Consider the following 23703-nt stretch of genomic DNA (forward strand, 5'->3'; position numbering starts at 1 on the left):
CGTGCCATATGGGCCCCCCCCGCCGCCGACCGCCACCCGGCGCCGGGCCCGCCCGGGCGCCCCCCCGCGACACGATTCTACGGCACGCGGGACGATGCCGATGACCACCCCGACGGGCGGAATAGACGGTCAGGCGGCCTGGAGGATGAACTCCGCCTCGATGCGGATGCGCACGTCGCTGCCGAGCAGCACCCCGCCGGTCTCGAGCGCGGCGTTCCACTCGAGGCCGAAGTCCTCGCGGCGGATCCTCGTCTCCGCCTCCACGCCGAGCACCGTCTGGCCGTACGGGCTCGTGGCGATGCCGCCGATCTCGGTGTCGAGGGTCACCGACCGGGTGACGCCACGGATGGTCAGGTCGCCGGTCACCTGGTACTCGTCGCCCGAGCCGCTCACCCCGGTGGAGACGAACGCGATCTCGGGGTGCTGCTCGCTGTCGAAGAAGTCGGGGGTGCGCAGGTGCGCGTCCCGGTCGGGGTTGCCGGTGCTGATGCTCGCGGTGCGCACCTGCGCCTCGACCGCGGAGTCCTCGACCCGGTCGGCGGTCGTCAGCGTCGCCGAGACGTCGACGAAGCGGCCGCGGAACTTCGTGACCAGATGGCGCACGGAGAACGAGACGGTGCTGTGGGCGGGGTCGAGCTGCCAGGTGCCGGCGACGAAGCCGGGGACGGGTGCGGTCATGGAGGGGTCCTCTCGAATCTGTAGAGGCGCACGGTGCGTCTCGCAGTATTTGTATCTACAACATGTTCGTGAGGGCTATTCCACCGCGGCGGACGCGCGTGCCCCGGGCGTGTCGCCGCTCCGCCACGCCTCTCAGCGCAGCGTGCGCCGCGGTCGCGGGTCCAGCCGCTCCATCCCCCACAGCGTCACGCGGCACATCGCCTCGAGGATGATGCCGAGATCCATCTTGGAGCGGCCGAGACCGCGCTCGACGAACGTGATCGGCATCTCGACGATCTCGTAGCCGGCGGCGACCGCCCGCCGCAGCACGTCGATCTGGAAGCAGTAGCCGTGGCTCTCCGCCCCGGCGAGGTCGAGCTCGCGCGGCGCCGCCGCGGGCAGGACGCGGAACCCGGCCGTCACATCGCGCTGGGGCAGGCCGAGCAGCACCCGAGAGTACACGCTCGCCGACCGGGAGAGCACGCTGCGATGCCACGGCCAGTTGACGATCGCGCCGCCCGGCACCCACCGCGAGCCGAGCACGAGCCGGTGCGGCCCCGCCTGGACGAGGAGATCCGGCAGCTGTTCCGGGCGATGCGAGCCGTCGGCGTCCATCTCCACGAGCCACTCGAACCCGTGTGCGACGCCCCAGTCGAAACCCGCGATGTAGGCGGGGCCGAGCCCCTCCTTGGCGGTGCGGTGCAGCACAGACACCCCCGGGTGACGGGCGGCGAGGGCGTCGGCGATGTCGCCCGTGCCATCCGGGGAGGCGTCGTCGACGACGAGCACCGCGATCGTCGGCAGCGCGGCCAGCACACGGTCGACGACGCCAGGCAGCGACTCGGCCTCGTTGTACGTGGGGATGACGACCAGGGTCTGCTCCGGGCGTGCGCTCATCCGCGCAGCTCGCGGCGGACGACCTTGCCGACGGCGGAGACGGGCAGATCGTCACGGAACTCGTAGTAACGGGGGCGCTTGTAGCCGGTCAGGTAGCGGCGGGCGTACTGGCGCACCTCCTCCTCGGTGAGGTCGGGGTCGCGGGGGACGATGAACGCCTTGACCGCCTCACCCGAGTGCTCGTCCGGCACACCGATGACGCCGACCGCGCGGATGCGCGGATGGGCGGAGAGGACCTCCTCCACCTCGTTCGGGTACACGTTGAAGCCGGAGACCGAGATCATGTCCTTGCGCCGGTCGACGATGCTGAAGTAGCCGTCCGGGCGCTGCACGGCGATGTCGCCCGTGCTCAGCCAGCCGTCGGCGGAGATCACCCGCGCGGTCTCCTCCGGCTGCCCCCAGTACCCCTTCATCACCTGGGGGCCGCGCACCTGCAGCTCGCCGGTGGCGCCGTACGGCAGCGGGGCGCCGGCCTCGTCGACGACCCGGATCTCGGTCGACGGCAGCGGGATGCCGACGGTGCCGATGACCGGCGGCCGCCAGGTCGGGTTCACGCTCACCACCGGTGAGGCCTCGGTCAGGCCGTACCCCTCCAGCAGCGGCCGGTGGGTGAGCTCCTGCCACGCGTCCGCGGTGGAGACCCGCATCGCCATGCCACCGGCGACGGTGAGCTTGAGAAAGCCCAGATCGGCCCGGCGGAACCGCTTCGATTCGAGCAGCGCCTGGGCCAGGGTGGAGACGAGGATGACCACGCTCGTGCGCTCGCGCACGATCGTCCGCGCCAGCGCGTCCACCTCACGGGGATTCGTGACGAGCACGTTGTGCAGCCCGTACGAGAAGAAGCACAGACAGTTCACCGTCATGCAGAACACGTGGTACAGCGGCAGCGCGGCGAGCACGCTCTCGCCGCCCTCCTCGAGGACCACCCGCATCCAGTGCCGCATGCCCTGCGCGTCGCTCAGCAGGCTCGCGTGCGAGAGCATCGCGCCCTTCGGCGTGCCCGTGGTGCCGCCGGTGAACTGCAGCAGGGCGACGTCGTCGCGGCCGGCGGCGACCGGCTCGAGGGTCAGCCCGGCACCCTGCGCGAGCGCGTCGCGGAAGGCGACGGCCCCGGGCAGGTCGTAGGCGGGGATCATCCGCTTCACCCGCATCCCGAGACTGGTGAGCACGCGACGCGGGGCGCTCCACAGGTCGGCCGGGCCAGTGATGATCACATGGCGCAGTGTCGTCTCCGGCAGGATGGCGGAGAGCCTGTCGGCGAACACCTCGAGCACGACGATCGCGACGGCCTCGGCGCGGAGGATGAGGTCCTTCGTCTCGGGGGCGGTGTACAGCGGGTTCGCGTTGACGACGACGAGCCCGGCCTTCAACGCCCCGAACAGGGCGATCGGGTACTGCAGCAGGTTCGGCATCTGCAGCACGATGCGGTCGCCTGGCTGCAGCCCGAGCCCCTGCTGCAGCCAGGCGGCGAAGTCGTCGGAGAGCCGGCGGACGTCCGCGAACGAGAGGGTCTGCCCCATGTTCGTGAAGGCCGGCCGGTCGGCGAACCGCTCGCACACACGGTCCACCAGTGCGGGGATCGTCTCGTCCTCGAGGGGTCCGACCTCGCTGGGGACGTCGTCCGGATACAGATCGAGCCACGGCATCGGGGTCGGGTCGTCGCAGTCCCCCGGCAGCGGCGCCGACGCCGGCGCGGACGCGGTCGTCGCGTCCTCCGGCCCATCGCGCAGAGTGTCGTCAGTCACCCTCCGATTATGCCCCACGGGCATGACGGCGGCCCGGCACACCTCGAGACACGCATGGACGCGGCCGCGGGCCCGGCCGGGATAGACTCGTGCGCATGCCCACCGCCGACCACACGCTCTCGCAGACCAATGAGGACTATCTGAAGGTGATCTGGGAGTTCTCCGAGTGGTCAGGCGCGCCGATCACCCCCGGACATCTCGCCGAGCGGATGGGACTGACCCGCTCCACCGTCTCCGAGGGTGTGCGGCGGCTGACCGATCTGGGCCTCGTCGAGCACGAGCGCTACGGCACCGTGGCGCTCACCCCCGAGGGCGAGCGGACGGCCGTGCGCATGGTGCGCTGCCACCGCATCCTCGAGACGTTCCTTGTCTCCTACCTCGGCTACGACTGGGACGAGGTGCACGAGGAGGCCGAGGTGCTCGAGCACGCGGTCAGCGCGCGGATGATCGAGCGGCTCGACGCCCGGCTCAACCATCCGGTGCGCGACCCGCACGGCGACCCGATCCCCCGGGCCGATGGCACGATCCCGGCACTGGAGGCGCGGCCGCTGAGCGAGGTGCCCGCCGGGCACACCGTCACCGTGCGGCGGGTGAACGACGACAACCCGGAGCTGCTGCGCTACCTGGCGACGATCGGGCTGCACCTGGACAGCACGCTGACCGTGCTCGACCGCGTCGAGGTGGCCGGCACGATGCGGTTGCTGCTCGGCGACCGGCAGCTGGACATCGGCATCCCCGCCGCGCGCGGCATCCTCGTCGCCGACTGAGCCGCCGCCGTCACCGGGGCGCGCGGGCCCAAGAGACCGCGCCGTCCTCGGAGACGTGCAGGACGGGGCCGGGCCACTCCTCGTCCTCGCGGTGCGACACCCACAGCACGGTGCGGTCGGCGAGTCCCAGGACGAGCCGGCGGACGCGCCCGGCCGTGTCCCGGTCGAGCTGGCTGGTCGCCTCGTCGACGAGCAGCACAGGCGCCGAGGTGAGCAGCGCGCGGGCGAGGCCGAGCCGCTGGGCCTGGCCGCCGGACAGGCGGCGGGCGCCGCGTCCCCCGCCGAGCCTGGTCTCGAGGCCCCGGGGCAGACCGGCGACGAGGACGCCGAGCCCCACGGCGGCGAGGACCCCCTCCAGTGCCTCTTCCGTGGCCGCCGGCGCGGCGACGCGCAGGTTCGCCGCGATCGTGTCGTCGAACAGGAAGGTGTGCTGGTCGACGACGGCCACCGTCGCCACCACCTGCTCGCGGGAGAGGGCCGTGAGCGGCACCCCGTCGATCGTGATGCCCCCCGTATCGGGGTCGTGCACGCGGGCGATCAGATCGAGCAGCGTGGACTTGCCCGACCCGCTCGAGCCCGTGATGCGCACCTTCGCCCCGGCCGGCACGCGCAGCGGCTGCGGCACGCGCACCCCGCGGCCGGCTGCGCGCGTCGCCTCGAGCGGACCGATGACGAGCGCGCCCCGGCGCGGGAGCACGGCCGCCGGCCGGGACGGCGCGGGCACGGCGGGCGGGCCCGAGAGCACCTGGTCGATGCGGTCGGCCGCGGCGACCACCTCGCGCCAGTGGTCGGCGAACCCGACGACCGAGACGGGGCCGGCGAACCCGGCCACCCCGATCGCGAGGACGGCCGCCACGGCCGCGGCTCCGGCCGGGGCCGCGACGAGCGCCGCGAGCACCACGGTCGCCAGGTGGACGACGGTCACCAGGGTGTCCCGGACCGTGGCGCGGCGATCCGCCACCGCGTCGAGGGCGCCGGCCTTGTCCACGAGATCGCCCCAGCCCCGCGTGCGGCGCGGCAGGGCGCCGAGGCCGAGGAGGTCGTCGCGGGCGTGGACGGTCTCCGCGGCGAACTGGCTCATCGCCGCGCCCTGCCGGGCGCGCCGGGCAGCGAGGGCGCCGTCCCCTCCCCCGCCGAGCAGGGCCGCGAGCACCGCGACGAGCAGGCCCGCGGCGAGCACCGCCGCCGGCGCCGGGCCGGCGAGCACGGCGGCACCCCACACCAGGGCGACGGGGGTGAGCACGGCGGCGATCGCCGGCACGATCGTGTGGGCGAAGAACACCTCCAGTGCGTCGACGTCCCGGCCCGTGCGGGCGAGCAGGTCGCCGCTGCGACCGGTCTCGGCGATCGCCGGCGCCTGGGGCAGCAGCGCGGCGAACACGCGCACGCGCAGCCGGGCGAGCAGGATGAACGCGACCCGGTGCCCCAGATACTGCTCGCCGTAGCGGGTGAGGCCCTTGAGTAGGGCGAGGCCGAGCAGGGCGAGCACGACCGGCGTGATCGGCCCGCCGGCGAGGACGGCGAGCACCCCGGTCACGAGCGCCGCCACGGCGGTCAGCTGGGTGACGACGCGCAGCAGGAGCGAGCCGGCGAGCGTCCACCGGAACCCCCGGGTCATCGGCAGCAGCAGGTGCAGTGTCCGCCTCATCGCCTGGTCTCCTCGGCGACGTCGTGCAGCCCGTGCGCATCGAGCCGGCACAGTGGCATCCGGCGGCCGAACCGGGCGGGGTCGTGGGTGACCACGATGACGGTGAGGCGGTCGGGCAGCCCGGCGATCGTGTCGACGATCTCGTCGGCGACGGCGCCGTCGAGACCGCTGGTCGGCTCGTCGATGAGCAGCAGGTCCGGGTCGGTCAGCAGGGCCCGGGCGAGCGCGAGGCGGTGGCGCTGCCCGCCGGAGAGGCCGGCTCCGCGCTCCCCGAGCGGCAGGTCGAGCCCGCCCCGATCGCGAATGAGGCCGTCGAGCCGCACCGCGGCGAGGGCGCGCTCGACGCGGGTGTCGAAGTCCTCCTCCTCCGCTCCCGGGGCCAGGCCGAGCAGCAGGTTGTCGCGCACGGTGCCGGAGAGGATGACGGGGTTCTGCACGACGGTGCGGGTGACGAGCCCGGGGGCGCGCTCGACGCGTCCCGCGGTGGGCTGGAGACGCCCGGCGAGCAGGGCGAGCAGGGTCGACTTGCCGATCCCGCTGGGCCCGCTGATCGCGATGCGGTCGCCCTGCTGGAGGACGAGGTCGACCGGGGCGAGGCGGACGCGGCCCTCCGGCGTGGCTACCGTCGCCTGGTCCAGCCGGGCCAGGATGGGCCCGGGGTGGGCCAAGCCGGCACCCCGGGGACGAGCGGCGTCGTCCGCCGGGGTCGCAGGCGTCTGGGTGACGCCGGCCGCGGCGAGGGCCTGCCCGGCCCGCCGGCCCTGCGCGCGCAGGTAGAAGAACTTGCCGATCACGTCGAGCGGGGCGCTCATCACCACGGTGAGCAGCACGACGGCGACGCCCTGGCCCGGGGTGATCGCCCCGCCCCGGGACCGGGCCATCGCCAGCCCGGTGCCGGCGGCGAGGACGGCGGCGTAGAACCCGGCGTCGAGCAGCAGGATCAGGGTCTGGTTGACGGCGAGCAGACGCATGATCTCGGCCCGCTGCCGCTCGGCCGCCCGGGCGAGGCGCGTCAGGCGCCGCTCGCCGGCACCGAACAGGGCGAGCGTGCGCAGTCCCTGCAGGCTCTGCAGGAACGTGATCGCCAGCGAGGCCTCGCGGTGTCGCCAGCCGCCGGTCGATCGGGCGGTGAGCCGCTGCAGCCCGCCGACGAGCAGCACTGCGGCGACAAGGCAGACGAGCAGCCAGCCGGCCAGCGGCCCGTCGACGGCGAGGGCGACGAGCGCGAGCACGACGAGCGGGGCCACGAGCGCCGCGAGGATGCCGCCGCGGAACTCGGCCCGGTAGGTGGCGTGGGAGACGGCGCCGTCGACGGCGAGGTCGGCGACGTCCCCCTCCTCGGGCAGCGCCTGCGACGCGGGGTCGGCGAGCAGGCGAAGCCGCAGGTCGCGGGCGATGCGGCGCCGGGCGGCGTCCTGCAGCATCCGGCCGGCCACCTCGCACGCCACGGCGGCGACGAGGGCGACGGCCGCCGCGAGGACGGGTCGCGCCGGATCGGCGGGGGCGTCGACGAGCCCGCCCAGCGCCAGCACGCCGATGCCGAGGGCGAGAGTGCGGGCGACGCCCAGGCCGAGGCCGGCCCGAGACATCCACGCCGCGGCCCGGGGGACGGCGGGCTCGCGGGGTGCGGGATGGGTGGCGCCGGGGCGTCGTGCAGGGGGTGAGACGGATGCCGGGGGCTGATGTGGCATAGGTCGAGCTTACCCGTGGCCGTCGGGGGAGCCGGAGTAGCATCGAGAACATGGCCACTTTGAGATCACGGACCGTCACCCACGGCAGGAACATGGCCGGTGCGCGCGCGCTGCTGCGTGCCGCCGGCGTCGACGGATCGGACTTCGGCAAGCCCATCATCGCCGTCGCGAACAGCTTCACCGAGTTCGTCCCGGGGCACACGCATCTCGCCCCGGTCGGACGTGTCGTCTCCAAGGCGATCAAAGAGGCCGGCGGCATCCCCCGCGAGTTCAACACGATCGCCGTCGACGACGGCATCGCGATGGGGCACTCGGGCATGCTCTACTCGCTGCCGAGCCGCGATCTGATCGCCGACTCGGTCGAGTACATGGTCAACGCCCACCAGGCCGACGCGCTGGTGTGCATCTCCAACTGCGACAAGATCACCCCCGGGATGCTGCTGGCCGCGCTGCGCCTGAACATCCCGACCGTCTTCGTCTCCGGCGGTCCGATGGAGGGCGGCACGACGGTGCTCGTCGACGGCACCGTGCGCAGGCGCACCGAGCTGATCTCGGTGATGTCCGGCACCGCCGACCCGAACCTCAGCGACGAGAACCTGCTGCGGCTCGAGCAGACCGCCTGCCCCACCTGTGGGTCGTGCTCGGGCATGTTCACCGCGAACTCGATGAACTGCCTGGTCGAGGCGCTGGGACTCGCCCTGCCCGGCAACGGCACCACGCTCGCCACGCACACCGCCCGACGCGGCCTGTTCGAGCAGGCCGGCCGGCTCATCGTGGAGCTCGCCCACCGGTACTACGACGAGGACGACGACAGCATCCTGCCGCGGTCGATCGCCACCCGGGCCGCGTTCGGCAACGCGATGGCGATGGACATCGCCATGGGCGGGTCGACGAACACGATCCTCCACCTGCTCGCCGCAGCCCAGGAGGCCGGCGTCGACTACACGATGAAGGACATCAACGACCTGTCGCACCACGTGCCCTGCATCTGCAAGGTGGCCCCGAACGGCAGCTACCTGGTGGAGGACGTGCACCGGGCCGGTGGCATCCCCGCCATCCTCGGCGAGCTGCGCCGGGCCGGGCTGCTCGACGAGCACGTGCACAGCATCCACCACTCCGATCTCGACAGCGCGCTGGCCGAGTGGGACATCCGCGGCGGCTCTCCGAGCGCCGAGGCGGTCGAGCTGTTCCACGCCGCGCCCGGCTGCAGGCGCACCACCGAGGCGTTCTCGCAGTCGGAGCGGTGGGAGTCGCTTGACACCGATGCCGAGAACGGCTGCATCCACTCGGTCGAGCACGCGTACACCGCTGACGGCGGCCTGGCCGTGCTGTACGGCAACCTCGCCGAGGACGGCTGCGTCGTGAAGACCGCGGGCGTCGACGCGTCGATCCTCACGTTCACCGGCCCGGCTGTGGTCGTCGAGTCGCAGGAGGATGCCGTCAAGGTCATCCTCGACAAGACCGTCCAGGCCGGCGACGTGGTCGTCGTGCGCTACGAGGGTCCGAAGGGCGGCCCCGGCATGCAGGAGATGCTGTACCCGACGAGCTTCCTGAAGGGTCGCGGCCTCGGCAAGCAGTGCGCGCTGATCACCGACGGCCGGTTCTCCGGTGGCACCTCCGGGCTGTCGATCGGCCATGTCTCCCCAGAGGCGGCGTCCGGCGGCGTTATCGCGCTCGTGCGCGACGGCGACTCGATCACCATCGACATCCCGAACCGCACGATCACGCTCAACGTGCCCGAGGAGGAGCTCGCCGACCGGCGGGCCGAGCTCGAGGCGCACGGCGGCTACCACCCCGCGCATCGTGACCGGCAGGTCTCCACCGCGCTGAAGCTGTACGGGGCCCTGGCCACCTCCGCGGACAAGGGCGCCGTGCGCGACCGGGCGCGGATCGAGGCGATGTTCTAGCCGCGCACCGCGACCGTCACGAGGGCGGGTGTCGATGACAGGCGGGTGCCCGCCCTCCGGCGTTCCCGACCGTCGGCGATGCGCGGCCTTGGGGCGGCAGGGGCTGGTAGAGCCCGGCGCGACACGGGCAGGTAGACTGGTGGAAGGCGTGCTCCCAGAAGGCACGCCGCCGAGGGACGAGCGCGCTCCATGTCGCGCGCCTCGGGTCCATCATCCCCAGAGAGGTCCACTGCATGTCCAAGGCCGCTGATTTCGTCAGCTCCGTGTACCAGGCGGTGCTCACCCGCAACCCGGGCGAGCGGGAGTTCCACCAGGCGGTGCACGAGGTGTTCTCGTCGCTCACCCCGGTCATCGAGCGCCATCCTGAGTACGCCGAGTCCGCCATCCTCGAGCGCATCTGCGAGCCCGAGCGCCAGATCATCTTCCGCGTGCCGTGGACGGACGATCACAACCACGTCCACATCAACCGTGGGTTCCGCGTCCAGTTCAACTCGGCGCTCGGCCCGTACAAAGGCGGGCTGCGCTTCCATCCCTCCGTGCTGCTCGGCACGGTGAAGTTCCTGGGCTTCGAGCAGATCTTCAAGAACGCGCTGACCGGTCTGCCGATCGGCGGCGGCAAGGGCGGCTCGGACTTCGACCCGAAGGGCAAGAGCGATCGCGAGGTGATGCGGTTCTGCCAGTCGTTCATGACCGAGCTGCACCGCTATGTCGGCGAGTACGTCGACGTGCCGGCCGGTGACATCGGCGTCGGCGCACGGGAGATCGGGTACCTGTTCGGTCAGTACAAGCGTCTGACGAACAAGTACGAGTCGGGGGTCATCACCGGCAAGGGCATCGGCTGGGGCGGCTCGCGGGCCCGCACCGAGGCGACCGGCTATGGCGTGGTCATCTTCGCCCAGGAGATGCTCGCCACGCGCGGCAGCTCGCTCGACGGGGCGACCGTGCTCGTCTCCGGCTCCGGCAACGTCGCGCTGTACGCGATCCAGAAGGCGCAGCAGCTGGGTGCCACGGTCGTGTCGGCCTCCGACTCCCAAGGCAGCGTGTACGACCCGGACGGCATCGACTTCGACCTGCTGCGCGAGATCAAGGAGGTCGAGCGCGGCCGCATCAGCGAGTACGCCGCCCGGCGCGGCGGGCGCTCCCAGTACCGCGCGGGTCGGACGGTGTGGAGCATCGCCGCTGACGCCCCCGCCGACGTCGCGCTGCCCTGCGCGACGCAGAACGAGCTGAACGCCGAGGACGCCGCAGTGCTGGTGAAGGCCGGCGTGCGAGCGGTCGCCGAGGGCGCGAACATGCCCTCGACGCCCGAGGCCGTCCACACGTTCCAGAAAGCGGGCGTGCTGTTCGGCCCGGGCAAGGCGGCCAACGCCGGGGGCGTGGCCACCTCGGCGCTCGAGATGCAGCAGAACGCCTCACGCGACTCCTGGACGTTCGACTACACCGCCCATCGGCTCGAGCAGATCATGACGCGGCTGCACGGCTCGGTGCGGCAGACCGCCGAGGAGTACGGCCATCCGGGTGACTACGTCACCGGGGCGAACATCCACGGGTTCCAGCTCGTCGCCGATGCGATGCTCGCCCAGGGCGTGATCTGACCCGTCAGCCGTGTGCCCGCACGAGGGCCCCGTCCGCCACCGGCGGCGGGGCCCTCGTCGTCGCTCCGGCGTCAGACTTCAGGCAGCAGGTCGTTCGTGTGCCCGCTCGCCCCGTCGACATCCTGTTCCAGCAGGCCGTTGTCACGCATCCAGTTCGCGTACGTCGCCCAGTCCGCGGTGTCCTGCCGGCCGAAACCGCGGTCGTTGACGGTGAGCGGGACGGTGCGCTCGACCATCGTCCGCAGCTGCTCGTCGGTGTAGGCCCCCGCCGTCGGCTCGCGCAGGGCGGCCACGGCGGTCTGCGGGTCGTTCTCCGCGTCCTGCTGGCCGCGGGCCGTGGCGGCGAGGAAGTCCCGCACCCGCTGCGCGTAGTCCGCGTCGTCGTCGAGGCGCGATCGCTGGGCGATCACGACGAGCTCGGCGTAGTCGGGCACCCCCATCTCAGTGGCGGTGAACGACGGGAAGTCGCCGTGCTCGGCGAGCTCGACGCCCTCGATGTTCGGGTACGCGCCGAAGGTGGCGTCGACCTGGTGGTCGATGAGCGGCTGGTTCAGCCCCTGGGACAGGTTGACGTAGCTGATCGTGTCCGGGTCGACGCCGTGCTGCCGGGCGATCCAGTCGACAGTGGTCTCCTGCGAGGCGAGCCCGGACGTGCCGACAGTGTGCCCGGCGAGATCCTCCGGCCCCGAGATCCCCGATCCGGACCAGGTCATCAACGACGTGATCGACCGGGGCACGAGCGCGGCGACCGAGACGACATCCAGCCCCTCGGACTCGGCGATGAGCGTGTCGGGCTCGTACGAGACGGCGAGATCCGTCTGGCCGAGCGAGACCATCTTCGCCGCGTCGGCGGTGCCTGAGGGCGTGGTGAAGGTCACGTCGACCCCCGCCTCGTCGTAGTATCCGGCCGCCTGGGCGGTGTACAGCGCGAGATGGTCCGGGTTCGGGGTCCAGTCGAGCAGCACGTCGACGCTCCGGCTCGTCTGATCAGTGTCCACGGCGCCCTGCGTGCAGCCGCCGAGGGCGAGCGCCCCGACGGTGAGGATGGCGCCGGCGACGAGGGTCCGGCGGCGGATGGTGCGGGTGCATCCCGCTGTTCTGGTGTGGTCTCCGCGCATGGCGGTGACTCCTCTCTTTGTCTTTGGGTGCGGTGTGAGCCGTGCCCGGCTTTCTGCTGCGGCGAGACTCGCGGCGAGTCAGCGTCCGCGTGGCCGCCACGGGCAGGCGACGTGCTCGAGCCAGGCGACGAGCAGGTACAGCAGCGCCGTCATCGCGGTGAGGATGACGACCTCGGCGAGCACGACGTCCGTGCGCAGGCGCGGGATCGCCTGGATCATGTGGTAGCCGAGCCCCTCGCTCGCCCCGGCGTACTCGCCGAAGACGGCGGAGACCGGGGCGAAGGTGACCGCGATGCGCAGCCCGGCGAACGCCTGCGGCAGCGCGGCCGGCAGTCGCACCCGCCAGAGGATGGCCGCCGGTCGCGCCCACAGCGTCCGCATCGTCGCGATCACCGCGGGGTCGACGCCCTCCATCCCGGCCAGGAGGCTCACCGTGACCGGGAAGAAGGTCAGCAGGGCGACGACGACGACCTTGGGCGCGATGCCGTAGCCCAGCGCGATCGTCAGCAGCGGGGCGAGCACGGCGACCGGCACGGTCTGCGTGGCGACGAGCAGCGGCTCGATCGCGCGGCGCAGCGGGGTGACCGTGTGCACGACGAGGGCGATCAGGAACGCGGCGATGACGCCGACGCCGAGCCCGAACAGCGTCTCGGCGCCGGTGACCGCGGTGGCGGGCCAGAGCACCGTGCGCCAGTTCTCGACGAGCGCTGTGATGACGGCCCCGGGAGAGGGCAGCAGGTAGGCCGGCAGCGGCGTCCACGCGGTCACGGCCCACCAGGCGGCGAGCACGACGAGGACAGCCGCGGTCGGGGGCAGCACGTGGGCGGCGACCGCGCGGCCATGGCGGGGCGTCATGCCACACGCTCCCGTCCCGTCGTGACGACTCCCCCGGTGGCGGTGGGATCCGCGCCGCGGTCGGCGCGGAGGGCCGCGAGCAGGCGGGCCCTCGCGTCCGCGAGGGCGGGGTCGCCGACGAGCTCGTCACGGGGCCTGGGGTCGGCGAGCCAGCCGGACTCGACGAGACGCACGGCGGCCGGACGGCCGGCCAGCAGCAGCACGCGGTCGGCGAGCACGAGCGCCTCGTCCACGTCATGGGTGACGAGCACCATCGCGGTGGCCGTCTCGCGCAGCCGACGGCGCAGCCAGTCCTGGGCGTCGGCGCGGGTGATCGCGTCGAGGGCGCCGAGCGGCTCGTCGGCGAGCAGCACCGGCTTGTCGGCGACGAGCGCGCGCAGCAGTGCCGCGCGCTGGCGCTGGCCGCCGCTGAGTGCCGCCGGACGCCGTCCCGCGGCCTCGGCGAGGCCCCAGTCGGCCAGCAGTGCCTGCACCCGGGCGCGTGCTGCCCGGTGGCGCATCCCGCGGTTGCGCAGCGGGACGGCGACGTTGTCGGTCAGGTCGAGCCAGGGCAGCAGCGAGTCGCCCTGCGGGGTCAGTGCGCAGGCGCCGGTGCGGTCCCGTGCGGCGGTGCGCCCCGCGACGGCGAGCGTGCCCGAGTCGGGGGTCAGCAGACCGGCGAGGAGGCGCAGCAGCGTGGACTTGCCGCATCCCGACGCCCCGATCACGGCGATGCGCTCCCCCGCCGCGACATCGAGGTCGAGGTCGGCGAGGACGGGGTGGCCGTCGAGCGTGCAGGACACTCCGGCGCAGTGGACGAGGGGCGGCGTGGCCGAGGCGGGACCGGCCCCGTCCGCTGTGGCCGAGGCCGTTCGCTCCGTCCGATGGGCTGCAGGCGGCAGCCGTGGTGTGGCCGTGGGCTGTGAGAGGTGGGCGGCGTTCGACGCGGCCTCGCTCGGGCCGGCGGACGCTCGCGTGGTGCGATGCATCCTGGACATCCCTCCGCTCGTGTGAACGAGATCAGGTTCGGCGGGTGTGATCTCAGCTCCCGGTCGGGAGCACCCCGTGTCGCAGGCCAGCGTAGCAGAGCGGGCCGGATCAGCCTCGATCCGAGGCGGGGATGTCGGTGACAACGATGACGATGAGTGTGCGCGGGCCGTGCACGCCCTCGACGCGCTGCAGCTCGATGTCGCTGGTCGCCGAGGGGCCGGCGATCATCGTGATCGGTCGCTCCGGCACGAGGCGACGGATGGCGGCGGGCATGTCGACGACCACCTGCTCGTCGCGCACCACGCACACGTGGACGTCGGGCACGAGGGTGAGCGCGCGGCGGCCCTGGTCGGGCGAGCCATCAAGCATGATCGTGCCCGTCGTCGCGCAGGCGACGGCGGCGCCGGTGACGATCGCGTCGAGGCGGTCGAGGCTCGCGGCCGGGATCTCGGGCCCGTCCACCTGCACCTCGCCGTCGAAGCCGGCCAGCAGCGCCGGATCGAGCCCGGCCGGCACACCGACCCTGCGGGCGCCAGTCTCGGCCAGCGCGGCGGCGACCTCCGCCGCAGCCGTGTCCGTGGTCGCCCGGCGCACCCGGGCGCGGTAGTCCTCGAGGCGTTCGACGAGCAGGTCGATCCGCTCGGCGTCCGGCAGCTCGAGCTCGGCGTCATAGTCGCGCACGACCGGCTGCACCTCGACCGGGGCGATGGACAGCGACGCCCGGATGCGACCGAGGATCTCCTCGCGTGCGGTGGTCATCAGCGGTCTCCCCTCGTGGTGTGCTGGTCGGGTGCGGGCGTGCCCGACGAGGTTGCGGCATCGGCGGCGGCCGGGCGGGGCCTCGGCTCCCAGTCGGCGTCGCGGGTGACGTCCGCGTTGTCCTCCCGCCCCGCCAAGTCGTGCAGAGACGCATCGGCGCGGGCGCGCTCTGCGGCGAGCTCGGCCCGGCCGGCGGCGGAGCGGAACCAGTCGCGACCCGTGCGGCGGGCCGGCGCGGGCAGATCGCGGGAGCGCGTCCAGCCGCCCAGCAGGCCGGGCAGGCGGTCGATGACCTTGTCAGGGCCGGCGAGGACGCGTCCGCCGAGCCCGGCGACGCGCTGGGCAGCATGCCAGCGGCGCGGCCCGCTCATCGCCGTCGCAGCGGCGTCAAGCACGGGCTTCTCGACCCCGGAGCCGACCGTGTGCACCTTGCGGTCGCGCAGGTCGACGAGGATCGAGGGGATGTCGATCTTGACCGGGCAGACCTCGAAGCAGGCGCCGCACAGGCTCGACGCGTACGGCAGCGAGGCGTTCGGGTCGTGGGCGTCCTGCATGCCGGTCAGCAGGGGGGTGAGGATCGCGCCGATGGGCCCGGGATAGGTCGAGCCGTACGCGTGGCCGCCGGCGTGCTGGTAGACCGGGCAGTTGTTCAGGCATGCGGAGCAGCGGATGCATTTGAGCGCCTCGCGCCCGGTCTGGTCGGCCAGCGCGTGGGTGCGCCCGTTGTCGAGCAGCACGAGGTGGAAGTCTTGGGGACCGTCGCCGGGGGTGACGCCCGTCCAGAGCGAGGTGTAGGGGTTCATCCGCTCCCCCGTCGACGAGCGCGGCAGCAGCTGGGTGAACACCTCCAGATCGCTGAACCGGGGCAGCAGCTTCTCGATGCCCATGACCGTGATGAGCGTCTCGGGCAGGGTGAGGTTCATCCGTCCGTTGCCCTCGGACTCGAAGATGGCGAGCGTCCCGGTCTCGGCGATGCCGAAGTTCGCCCCTGAGATCGCGATGCGGCTGCGCAGGAACCGCTCGCGCAGGAAGCGGCGGCTCGCCTCGGCCAGGTGCGCCGGCTCGTCGTCGAGTTCGGGATCGACGCCGGGCATCTCGCGCAGGAAGATGTCGCGCACCTCGGAGCGATTGCGGTGGATCGCGGGCACCAGGATGTGCGAGGGGGTGTCGTGGCCGAGCTGCACGATGAGCTCGGCCAGGTCGGTCTCCTGCGCGTGGATGCCATGCGCCTCGAGGTACTCGTTGAGACCGGTCTCCTGCGTGGCCATCGACTTGATCTTGAGCACCTCGGTCTCGCCGCGCTCGGCGACGAGCGAGCGGACGATCTCGTTCGCCTCGGCGGCGTCGCGAGCCCAGTGGACGTGCCCGCCGTGCTCGGTGACCCGGGCCTCGAACTGCTCGAGCAGCTCCGGCAGTCGGGCGAGCGCCTCGCGCTTGATCCGGCTGCCGGCCTCGCGCAGGCGCTGCCAGTCGGGCAGCTCGTCGACGACGTGCTGGCGCTTGCGGCGGATGGCGTGGGTGGCGAAGTCCAGGTTGTGCTGCAGCTGCTGGTTGGTCACCTCGTGCTCGGCGGCGTGGGGGAAGGACTCGCGGCCGCGGAGGTTGCCGACGCCCGCAGGGGCGACGGGCGGCATCCCGAGGAAGGTGCTCATGCGCGGGCCTCCGTCCGGTCGGCGCCCTGCAGGGTGAGGTCGCCATCACCGTCGGCGCGGGTGTTGGCGAGGATCTGGGCGAGGTGGACGGTGCGGGTGCCCATCTTCAGCCGGGACATCGCCCCGCCGATGTTCGTCAGGCATGAGGCGTCGCCGGCCGTGCAGTACTCGGCGCCGGTCTCGCCGATGTGGCGCACCTTGTCCTCGACCATGGCGGTGGACGTCGCGGCGTTCTTGACGGCGAAGGTGCCGCCGAATCCGCAGCACTCGGTGGCCATGGGCAGCTCGCGCAGCTCGAGCCCTTCCACGTGCTGCAGCAGGCGCATCGGTCTGGATCCGATGTGGATCATCCGCAGCGAGTGGCAGGTCGGGTGGTAGGTGACCGTGTGCGGGAACCAGGCGCCGACGTCCACGAGGCCGAGCACGTCGACGATGAACTCGGACAGGTCGTAGGTCTTGGCGTTGACCCGCTCGACGCCCTCGCGCAGCGCCGCGTCGCCGAAACGCTCGGCGACGAGCGGATGCTGGTGGCGGACGGACCCGGTGCATGAGCCGCTCGGCAGCACCACGGCGTCCACCGTGTCGTCGCCGAACACCTCGACGTGGTTGCGCACCAGTGGCAGCGCCTCGCGCTGGTAGCCGGTGTTGATGTGCATCTGGCCGCAGCAGGTCTGCCCCTCCGGGAAGACGACCTCCTGGCCGAGCCGGGTGAGCAGCCGGGCCGTGGCCCGCACCACCTCCGGATAGAGCGTGTCCACCAGACAGGTGGCGAAGATGCCCACGCGCATGTGTGACTCCCATCGTCGCTCGGGTCGTCGCTGCCGGGGACCTCGGCGTCTCCCGTGTGGTCCGACCACGGTGTGGTCGGACCGCGACCCACTGCAACCATGGGACCACGTGCCGGCCACGTCGGCAACGTAGGGTATCCTCAGTACTGCTATGAGAGCTCATCAGACGGTGCTGTCCTGGGTGCGCGGCCAGCTGGCCAGCGGCGCCCTCAACGTCGGCGACCGCCTTCCCGGCGAGCGGCTGCTCGCCGAGCAGCTGGGACTCTCTCGCAGCGCCGTGCGCGAGGGCCTGCGCATCCTCGAGGCGCTCGGCACGGTCACCTCCGCCACGGGCTCCGGGCCGAAGTCCGGCACGATCATCGTCGCCCAGCCGCAGGAGGCGCTGGGGCTCGCCCTGAGCCTGCAGCTGAGCACCCGACAGGTGCGGTTCGAGGACGTGGTGCAGACCCGCCTGCTGCTCGAGACCTGGGCAGCGACGCACGCCCGCCCTGACTACGACGACTGGGCCGATGCGGCCTCCCTGCTCGAGCGCACCGCCGAGCCTGACCTGCCCGTCGAGCAGTACCTGCGCCTCGACGCCGCCTTCCACGCCGAACTCGCCCGCGCCGCGGGCAACCCGCTGATCGCGACCCTCATGGATGGGCTGCGCAGCGCGATCGCCGACCACACGCTCGAGCGCTCCCGGGCGCTGCCCGACTGGCCGACGACCGCCGATCGGCTCCATGCCGAGCACGCGGCCGTGCTGGCGGCGCTGCAGGAGGGCCGCTGCGACGAGGCGGCCGACCTGCTGCAGCGGCACATCCTCGGCTACTGGCAGCTGACCGAGCGGCATCATTCCGGCTCGCCGGCCGTGTCCGTCCCGATGGCCGACGTCGAGACGGAGCCCCGTCCGCCCGCGGAGCGGACCGTCCCGGTCGAGGAGCGCGCCGACAGGTCCGACGCGGGCGTCTCCGCCTGAGCCGCGGTCGCTCACCACACGCCCCGCCCCGTCCCCGCGCACCCGCTGCGGACGCACCACACACCCCGCCACCAGTCGTATACCGTGCCACAGTCGATTTGACGTGGTCTGACCACGCTCGCTAATCTGCCGCGGACGGCACCCCGTCATCACACCCGACGGATTCTCGACGAGGAGAACACCATGCACCTCATGACCGCAGCGGGCGGAACCCCCGCGGCATCGGCGCTCGCGCACGCCGCGGGCTTCGCCCCGAACCTCGACTCCGGGCTAGTGGCGGGCAGCCTGCCGCTGACCGCCCTGATCTCGCTCATCCCCCTGGCGGTGTTCTTCGTGCTGCTCGGCGGATTCCGGGTCAGCGCACTGTGGTCGGGCCTCGGGGCGCTGCTCGCCGCGGTGCTCGTCGCCATCCTCGGCATGGGAATGCCCATGGGACTGACCATCGCCAGCGCCACGGAGGGGGCCGTGTATGGCGTCTTCCCGATCATGTGGATCGTGATCGCCGCGATCTGGTTCTACGAGGTCACCGTGGTCGCCGGCCGCAGCGACGATCTGCGCCGGGTGTTCAGCAGCGTCGGCCGCGGGGACATGCGGCTGCAGGCCGTGCTGATCGCCTTCTGCTTCGGCGGCCTGCTCGAGGCCCTCGCCGGCTTCGGCGCCCCCGTGGCGATCACCGGCGTGATGCTCGTCGCCCTCGGCCTGCCCCCGCTGCGCGCGGCCCTCGCGGTGCTCGTGGCGAACACCGCCCCGGTCGCGTTCGGCGCGATGGCCGTGCCGATCACCACGGCCGCGAACCTCACCGCGGGCGACGGCTCGAAGCGCGACCAGGCCGAGGCGATCGCCCAGGTGATCGGCGTGCAGACCCCGCTGCTCGCCTGGCTCGTGCCGGTCATCCTGCTGTTCATCCTCGACGGCTGGCGGGGCGTCCGCCAGCTGTGGGTCCCGGCGGTCTCCACCGGCATCGTCTTCTCGCTGCTGCAGTGGTGGTGCGCGCACCACTTCGTCTACGAGCTCACCGACGTCGTCGCGGCGCTCGGCGGGTTCGTGTTCGCCACGGTGCTGCTGAAGTTCTGGCGGCCGCGCACACCTGACGACCAGCGCTCGCACGTCGAGCCGGAGCCGCTCACCGGCGTCCGCGTGTGGATGGCCGTGCTGCCGTACGTGATCGTCATCACCCTGTTCGGGATCACGAAGCTGTGGCAGCTCGGCGTCGACGTGCCGAAGGCGCTCGCCGCCACCGACGTGCGCATCCCCTGGCCGCTGCTGTCGACCGACCTGCTCACCGCCGACGGCTCGGTGTCGTCCTCCGGGGTATACACGCTGCAGTGGCTGTCCTCCCCCGGCACGACGCTGCTGATCGCCGGGCTCGCCGTCGCGGTCGTCTACTCGATCTGGACGGCCGACGGCCGCTTCCGCATCACCCCGGGCCAGGCGATCGCCGAGCTCGGCCGCACGATCGTGAAGTCCCGGCTGTCGATCGCGACGGTGGCCACCGTGCTCGCGATCGCCTACGTGATGAACCTCTCCGGGCAGACGGTGTGGATCGGGCGGTGGCTGGCCGCCACGGGCGCCGCGTTCGCCTTCCTCTCCCCGATCCTCGGCTGGCTGGGCACGGCCGTGACGGGGTCGGACACCTCGGCCAACGCCCTGTTCGCCCGGCTGCAGCAGGCCGCCGGCCAGCAGATCGGCATCAACGAGCACCTGCTCATCGCCGCGAACACCTCGGGCGGCGTCGTGGGCAAGATGATCAGCCCGCAGAACCTCACCATCGCCGCCACGGCCGTGGATCTGAAGGGGCAGGAGTCGACGATCCTGCGCGCCTCGATCAAGTGGTCGCTCGGCCTGCTCGTCGCGCTGTGCGTGATCGTGTTCCTGCAGTCGACGCCCGTGCTGGGCTGGATGCTGCCCGGCTGATCCGGGTGCGCGCCAGAGGCGGGTGCGAGCGGGTCACGTGGCCTGCTCGCACCCTTCTCGTCGGTTGTGGCGGCGGAGCGCGTCAGAGATCGCGCAGTCGGCGCAGACTCGTTCCGACGAACACGCCGATCATCGCGACGACCGCCGTCTCGAGCACGATGAACCCGGCCACCGTCCAGGAGATGCGGCCCAAGTACAGCAGCGCGGCGACGGCCGCGACCACGACGAGCACGGCCGGCACCTGCCAGATCTGCCGCAGCGTCCGCGCCCGCCGACCCCAGAGGATGCCACCCACGATGACCGCGACCGGCAGTGCGTAGGCGAACCAGCCGACGGACCACGCCTCGGCGCCGGGGATGAACCGCAGCACCACGAGGGGCAGCAGGATGCTCCCGCCGCACCACAGCGAGATGGCGGTGCCGGGCCAGCGGTCTCGTCCGTCGGTCTCCTCGTTCGCGGACGTGCCGTCGTGTTGCTCGGTCATGGGCCTCCCTCGTCGCCGGCGATCGGGATGCGCCCCGGTCGTGCCCTCCAGCCTACCGCTGCCCGGGTGCGTGTCCCCGGTCCGAATATCTCAGATCCGGGATAGACTCCCCACCATGACGCAGCAGTCCTCCCACGCCTCCACACCATCCGGCACCACCTCGCTCGTGCAGCAGGTGGGCAGTCTGATCCGCTCGGCCAGACTCGGCCGCAGTCTCACCCAGGCCGAGCTGGCCGAGCAGGTCGGCACCAGCCAGTCGGCGATCAACCGCATCGAGCACGGCAGCCAGAACATCGGCGTGGACCTGCTCGGCCGCATCAGTGACGCGCTGGGCCGGGACCTGATCACCCTCGGTGACCGCCCCCGCCACACGCACCTGCGCGTGCACGGTGGCCACCAGCTGCACGGCTCCATCGACGTGAAGACCTCGAAGAATGGTGCGGTCGCGCTGCTGTGTGCCTCGCTGATCAACCGGGGCACGACGCGGCTGCACCGGGTGGCCCGCATCGTCGAGGTCGACCGCATCATCGACGTGCTGCGCTCGCTCGGGGCCTCGGTGGTGTGGAGCGAGGACGGCAACGACGTGGAGATCCACGTGCCGGCCGATCTGGATCTCACCCACATCGACGCCGACGCCGGGCGGCGCACCCGCAGCATCATCATGTTCCTGGGCCCCCTGCTCGGCGACCACGACGAGTTCCGCCTGCCGTACGCCGGAGGCTGCGATCTCGGCGAGCGCAGCGTCCAGCCGCACCTGATCGCCCTGCAGCACTTCGGCCTGGCCATCACGGCCGAGGCGGGCTGGTATCACGCGACCGTCGATCCGGATGTGCCGGAGAATGTCTCGATCGTGCTCACCGAGCGCGGCGACACCGTGACCGAGAACGCGATCATGGCGGCCGCGGTGCACGAGGGGGTCACCGTGATCCGCAACGCGAGCCCGAACTACATGGTGCAGGATCTCTGCTTCTATCTGGAGCTGCTCGGCGTGCGTATCGAGGGGATCGGCACGACGACGCTGCGGATCACCGGTCGCAGCGTGATCGACGAGGACGTCGACTACTGGCCGAGCGAGGATCCGATCGAGGGGATGAGCCTGCTGACGGCGGGCATCGTCACCGGCTCCGAGATCACCGTGCGCCGGGTGCCGATCGAGTTCATGGAGATCGAGCTGGCCACCCTGCACGAGATGGGGCTGCGCTACGATGTGTCGCCCGAGTACGAGGCGCACAACGGGCGCACCCGGCTCGTCGACGTCACCGTGCACCCGTCGCGGCTGCACGCGCCGATCGACAAGATCCACTCGATGCCGTTCCCGGGGCTCAACATCGACAACCTGCCGTTCTTCACGGCGATCGCCGCCTGCGCGACCGGGCACACGCTCATCCACGACTGGGTGTACGAGGGCCGGGCGATCCACCTGACCGACCTGACCCGTCTCGGCGCCGACGTGCGGCTGCGCGACCCGCACCGGCTCGACGTCACCGGCCCCACGCACTGGTCGGGCGCCGAGGTGAGCTGCCCGCCGGCGCTGCGGCCCGCCGTGGTGATCCTCATCGCGATGCTCGCGGCGAAGGGCGAGAGCGTGCTGCGCGACGTGGACATCATCGCCCGCGGCTACGAGCAGCTGCAGGAGCGGCTCGTCTCGCTCGGCGCCGACATCGAGACGTTCCACGACTGATCGCACCGGCGGACGGACCATCCACCGCACGACCCCTGAGGAGCGCGCATGACGGATCTGCTGGCGGCCTTCACCGACGGGCTCGTCGCCGCCGCCGGCAGCCCGTGGACGCTCGTCGGCCTGTTCGCGTTCATCGTGGTCGACGCATTCTTCCCGCCGGTGCCGAGCGAGACGCTCGTCGTCGCGCTGGCCGCGGTCTCCCGCGCGAGCGGGGCCCCGGACCCCTGGGTGCTGCTCGGTGTCTCGGCCGTCGGCGCCGTCGTCGGCGACAGCATCGCCTGGTGGCTGGGGGCCAGGCTGCGGCTGAACGAGCGGGCGTGGGCGGCGCGCCCCCGGGTGGCCCGGATGATCGCGGCGGCGAGCCGGATGCTGCATCGCCGGCCCGCGGCGCTGCTGCTCTCCGCCCGCTACATCCCCGTCGGCCGGGTGGTCGTGAACATGACGGCCGGGGCCACGGGGTTCCCTTGGCGACGGTTCGTGCCGCTCAGCGCGGTCGCCGGGGTGTGCTGGGCCGTGTACTCGGTCGGCATCGGGATGCTCGCCGCCGGCTGGACCGAGGACGACCCGCTGCTGGCCGCAGGCCTCGCGATCGTCGTCGCGCTCGCGCTCGGCGCCGCGATCGACTGGGGCGTGCGGGGCGTCCAGCGGTTGCTGCGGCGACGGGCCCTGGCCCGGCTGCGGGACGAGTCCGCCGGGGCAGACGAGGCCGCCCCGTCCTGACCGACGCGCTGCGCCCGGTCGCGCCGATGTCGCACCCGGCGGGTAGCGTGGACGGCGTGGCTCGCCCCGAGATCGGTGGCGCGCCCGGGAGCCGAGGAAGGGCAGATGACCGAGTCACCGCGTGAGTTCCACCGCTTCGTCGCCATCGGCGACAGCTTCACCGAGGGGGTCGGCGACGAGGACCCCCGCTCCCCCGGTGGCGTGCGCGGCTGGGCCGACCGCGTCGCCGAGGTGCTCGCAGCCCGGGATCCGGCGTTCACGTACGCGAATCTCGCGGTGCGCGGCCGGCTCATCCGGCCGATCGTCGCCGAGCAGCTCGACCACGCGATCGCGCTGCATCCGGATCTCATCACGTTCTGTGCGGGCGGCAACGACATCCTGCGCCCCGGCAGCGACCCGGACCGCGTCGCCGAGGTGTTCGACGCGGCGCTCGGCCGACTGACGGCGACGGGGGCGACGGTCGTCATCTTCACCGGCATGGACGTCGGCCACGCGCCCGTGTTCCACCTGATCCGGGGGAAGGTCGCGATCTACAACGAGCTGATGCGCGCCGCTGCCGAGCGGCACGGCGCGCTCGTCGTCGACCAGTGGGCGATGGCCGAGACCCGCGACCCGGCGATGTGGTCGACCGACCGGCTGCACATGTCGCCGCTCGGCCACCAGACGATGGCGATCCACGTGCTCGACACGCTGGGCGTGCCGCACGACCTCGACCCCGCCGTGGCCGCTGACCTGCCGCCGGCACGCTGGCGGGTGACCGGCGAGGACCTGCACTGGGCCCGGGAGTACCTGTGGCCGTGGGTGGTGCGCCGGCTCACCGGGCGCTCCTCCGGTGACGGGCGCACCGCGAAGCTGCCCGAGCCGGCCCGCCCGCCGCGCGACTGAGCGGCCGAGCCCG

At 72.5% G+C, this 23703-nt stretch carries 20 protein-coding genes and 1 riboswitch; of the genes, 8 read left to right on the forward strand and 12 right to left on the reverse strand.

Annotation, left to right across the window (positions count from 1 at the left end):
- Positions 1-129: 129 nt before the first annotated feature.
- From F8O02_RS07035 to F8O02_RS07045, 3 genes are all read right to left on the reverse strand, one after another.
- Positions 130-678 (reverse strand): YceI family protein, encoded by a 549-nt coding sequence (locus F8O02_RS07035; protein WP_158036545.1) that lies wholly within the window; start codon positions 676-678, stop codon positions 130-132.
- A 132-nt stretch (positions 679-810) separates the two neighbouring features.
- The gene (locus tag F8O02_RS07040; RefSeq protein ID WP_158036546.1) at positions 811-1554 is read right to left on the reverse strand and encodes a polyprenol monophosphomannose synthase; all 744 of its coding nucleotides are present in this window, start codon (positions 1552-1554) and stop codon (positions 811-813) included.
- Positions 1551-3299, reverse strand: coding sequence for an AMP-binding protein (locus F8O02_RS07045; RefSeq protein WP_218859585.1), 1749 nt, complete (start codon positions 3297-3299; stop codon positions 1551-1553). The genes F8O02_RS07040 and F8O02_RS07045 overlap by 4 nt, the downstream gene beginning before the upstream one ends.
- A 95-nt stretch (positions 3300-3394) precedes the next feature.
- On the opposite strand from F8O02_RS07045, the gene F8O02_RS07050 reads away from it, so the two are divergent.
- Complete coding sequence (locus tag F8O02_RS07050) at positions 3395-4066, forward strand: metal-dependent transcriptional regulator (protein WP_158036547.1); 672 nt, start codon at positions 3395-3397, stop codon at positions 4064-4066.
- Positions 4067-4076: 10 nt separating this feature from the next.
- Here the strand turns inward: F8O02_RS07050 and F8O02_RS07055 are convergent, their stop codons facing one another.
- Positions 4077-5714: an ATP-binding cassette domain-containing protein gene (locus F8O02_RS07055; RefSeq protein ID WP_158036548.1), complete on the reverse strand. Its 1638-nt coding sequence runs from the start codon at positions 5712-5714 to the stop codon at positions 4077-4079.
- Positions 5711-7405, reverse strand: coding sequence for an ATP-binding cassette domain-containing protein (locus tag F8O02_RS07060; RefSeq protein WP_158036549.1), 1695 nt, complete (start codon positions 7403-7405; stop codon positions 5711-5713). The genes F8O02_RS07055 and F8O02_RS07060 overlap by 4 nt, the downstream gene beginning before the upstream one ends.
- Positions 7406-7455: 50 nt before the next feature.
- Between F8O02_RS07060 and ilvD the strand changes: the two genes are divergently transcribed.
- Positions 7456-9312, forward strand: a complete 1857-nt coding sequence (gene ilvD, locus F8O02_RS07065; protein ID WP_158036550.1) for a dihydroxy-acid dehydratase — start codon at positions 7456-7458, stop codon at positions 9310-9312.
- Positions 9313-9545: 233 nt separating this feature from the next.
- Positions 9546-10907: an NADP-specific glutamate dehydrogenase gene (gdhA, locus tag F8O02_RS07070; protein ID WP_158036551.1), complete on the forward strand. Its 1362-nt coding sequence runs from the start codon at positions 9546-9548 to the stop codon at positions 10905-10907.
- A 71-nt stretch (positions 10908-10978) separates the two neighbouring features.
- Here gdhA and F8O02_RS07075 read toward each other — a convergent pair whose 3' ends face one another.
- The 6 genes from F8O02_RS07075 to F8O02_RS07100 form a co-directional block, all read right to left on the reverse strand.
- The gene (locus F8O02_RS07075; RefSeq protein WP_158036552.1) at positions 10979-12025 is read right to left on the reverse strand and encodes an ABC transporter substrate-binding protein; all 1047 of its coding nucleotides are present in this window, start codon (positions 12023-12025) and stop codon (positions 10979-10981) included.
- Between the two features lie 78 nt (positions 12026-12103).
- Positions 12104-12880: an ABC transporter permease gene (locus F8O02_RS07080; protein ID WP_158036553.1), complete on the reverse strand. Its 777-nt coding sequence runs from the start codon at positions 12878-12880 to the stop codon at positions 12104-12106.
- The gene (locus F8O02_RS07085) at positions 12877-13662 is read right to left on the reverse strand and encodes an ABC transporter ATP-binding protein (protein WP_225734199.1); all 786 of its coding nucleotides are present in this window, start codon (positions 13660-13662) and stop codon (positions 12877-12879) included. Before F8O02_RS07085 ends, F8O02_RS07080 begins: the two co-directional genes overlap by 4 nt.
- A 177-nt stretch (positions 13663-13839) precedes the next feature.
- Positions 13840-13935, reverse strand: a riboswitch (TPP riboswitch).
- A gap of 22 nt (positions 13936-13957) precedes the next feature.
- Entirely contained in the window at positions 13958-14608 is a 651-nt protein-coding gene (locus F8O02_RS07090; RefSeq protein WP_158036555.1) for a LutC/YkgG family protein, read from the reverse strand.
- Positions 14608-16260 carry a lactate utilization protein B gene (locus F8O02_RS07095; protein ID WP_158036556.1) on the reverse strand — a complete coding sequence of 551 codons (1653 nt, stop codon included), beginning with the start codon at positions 16258-16260 and terminating at the stop codon, positions 14608-14610. The genes F8O02_RS07090 and F8O02_RS07095 overlap by 1 nt, the downstream gene beginning before the upstream one ends.
- Complete coding sequence (locus F8O02_RS07100) at positions 16257-17048, reverse strand: (Fe-S)-binding protein (protein ID WP_158036557.1); 792 nt, start codon at positions 17046-17048, stop codon at positions 16257-16259. Before F8O02_RS07100 ends, F8O02_RS07095 begins: the two co-directional genes overlap by 4 nt.
- 151 nt (positions 17049-17199) lie before the next feature.
- On the opposite strand from F8O02_RS07100, the gene F8O02_RS07105 reads away from it, so the two are divergent.
- Together F8O02_RS07105 and F8O02_RS07110 are read left to right on the forward strand one after the other, a co-directional pair.
- Positions 17200-18006 (forward strand): FadR/GntR family transcriptional regulator, encoded by an 807-nt coding sequence (locus F8O02_RS07105; RefSeq protein ID WP_158036558.1) that lies wholly within the window; start codon positions 17200-17202, stop codon positions 18004-18006.
- Between the two features lie 192 nt (positions 18007-18198).
- Entirely contained in the window at positions 18199-19920 is a 1722-nt protein-coding gene (locus F8O02_RS07110; RefSeq protein ID WP_158036620.1) for an L-lactate permease, read from the forward strand.
- Between the two features lie 82 nt (positions 19921-20002).
- Here F8O02_RS07110 and F8O02_RS07115 read toward each other — a convergent pair whose 3' ends face one another.
- Positions 20003-20404: a hypothetical protein gene (locus F8O02_RS07115; RefSeq protein ID WP_158036559.1), complete on the reverse strand. Its 402-nt coding sequence runs from the start codon at positions 20402-20404 to the stop codon at positions 20003-20005.
- A gap of 115 nt (positions 20405-20519) precedes the next feature.
- Here F8O02_RS07115 and F8O02_RS07120 point away from each other — a divergent pair, with 115 nt between their 5' ends.
- The 3 genes from F8O02_RS07120 to F8O02_RS07130 all read left to right on the forward strand — a co-directional run bounded on the left by F8O02_RS07120 (position 20520) and on the right by F8O02_RS07130 (position 23690).
- Complete coding sequence (locus F8O02_RS07120) at positions 20520-22085, forward strand: helix-turn-helix domain-containing protein (protein WP_158036560.1); 1566 nt, start codon at positions 20520-20522, stop codon at positions 22083-22085.
- 48 nt (positions 22086-22133) lie between these two features.
- Positions 22134-22805, forward strand: coding sequence for a DedA family protein (locus F8O02_RS07125; RefSeq protein WP_158036561.1), 672 nt, complete (start codon positions 22134-22136; stop codon positions 22803-22805).
- Between the two features lie 105 nt (positions 22806-22910).
- A complete protein-coding gene (locus F8O02_RS07130) occupies positions 22911-23690 on the forward strand; it encodes an SGNH/GDSL hydrolase family protein (protein WP_158036562.1) in 780 nt (259 codons plus the stop codon).
- Positions 23691-23703 lie beyond the last annotated feature (13 nt).

It is taken from the genome of Pseudoclavibacter caeni, assembly GCF_008831125.1.
Lineage (GTDB): Bacteria > Actinomycetota > Actinomycetes > Actinomycetales > Microbacteriaceae > Pseudoclavibacter_A > Pseudoclavibacter_A caeni.

Excerpts from the sequence above, each read along its gene's own strand:
- ilvD (WP_158036550.1), top strand. The coding sequence starts at position 7,456 with ATGGCCACTTTGAGATCACGGACCGTCACCCACGGCAGGAACATGGCC.
- gdhA (WP_158036551.1), top strand. The coding sequence starts at position 9,546 with ATGTCCAAGGCCGCTGATTTCGTCAGCTCCGTGTACCAGGCGGTGCTC.
- F8O02_RS07035 (WP_158036545.1), bottom strand. The coding sequence starts at position 678 with ATGACCGCACCCGTCCCCGGCTTCGTCGCCGGCACCTGGCAGCTCGAC.
- F8O02_RS07050 (WP_158036547.1), top strand. The coding sequence starts at position 3,395 with ATGCCCACCGCCGACCACACGCTCTCGCAGACCAATGAGGACTATCTG.
- F8O02_RS07040 (WP_158036546.1), bottom strand. The coding sequence starts at position 1,554 with ATGAGCGCACGCCCGGAGCAGACCCTGGTCGTCATCCCCACGTACAAC.
- F8O02_RS07125 (WP_158036561.1), top strand. The coding sequence starts at position 22,134 with ATGACGGATCTGCTGGCGGCCTTCACCGACGGGCTCGTCGCCGCCGCC.
- F8O02_RS07090 (WP_158036555.1), bottom strand. The coding sequence starts at position 14,608 with ATGACCACCGCACGCGAGGAGATCCTCGGTCGCATCCGGGCGTCGCTG.
- F8O02_RS07130 (WP_158036562.1), top strand. The coding sequence starts at position 22,911 with ATGACCGAGTCACCGCGTGAGTTCCACCGCTTCGTCGCCATCGGCGAC.
- F8O02_RS07110 (WP_158036620.1), top strand. The coding sequence starts at position 18,199 with ATGACCGCAGCGGGCGGAACCCCCGCGGCATCGGCGCTCGCGCACGCC.
- F8O02_RS07100 (WP_158036557.1), bottom strand. The coding sequence starts at position 17,048 with ATGCGCGTGGGCATCTTCGCCACCTGTCTGGTGGACACGCTCTATCCG.
- F8O02_RS07075 (WP_158036552.1), bottom strand. The coding sequence starts at position 12,025 with ATGCGCGGAGACCACACCAGAACAGCGGGATGCACCCGCACCATCCGC.
- F8O02_RS07060 (WP_158036549.1), bottom strand. The coding sequence starts at position 7,405 with ATGCCACATCAGCCCCCGGCATCCGTCTCACCCCCTGCACGACGCCCC.
- F8O02_RS07055 (WP_158036548.1), bottom strand. The coding sequence starts at position 5,714 with ATGAGGCGGACACTGCACCTGCTGCTGCCGATGACCCGGGGGTTCCGG.
- F8O02_RS07080 (WP_158036553.1), bottom strand. The coding sequence starts at position 12,880 with ATGACGCCCCGCCATGGCCGCGCGGTCGCCGCCCACGTGCTGCCCCCG.
- F8O02_RS07105 (WP_158036558.1), top strand. The coding sequence starts at position 17,200 with ATGAGAGCTCATCAGACGGTGCTGTCCTGGGTGCGCGGCCAGCTGGCC.
- F8O02_RS07120 (WP_158036560.1), top strand. The coding sequence starts at position 20,520 with ATGACGCAGCAGTCCTCCCACGCCTCCACACCATCCGGCACCACCTCG.
- F8O02_RS07095 (WP_158036556.1), bottom strand. The coding sequence starts at position 16,260 with ATGAGCACCTTCCTCGGGATGCCGCCCGTCGCCCCTGCGGGCGTCGGC.
- F8O02_RS07115 (WP_158036559.1), bottom strand. The coding sequence starts at position 20,404 with ATGACCGAGCAACACGACGGCACGTCCGCGAACGAGGAGACCGACGGA.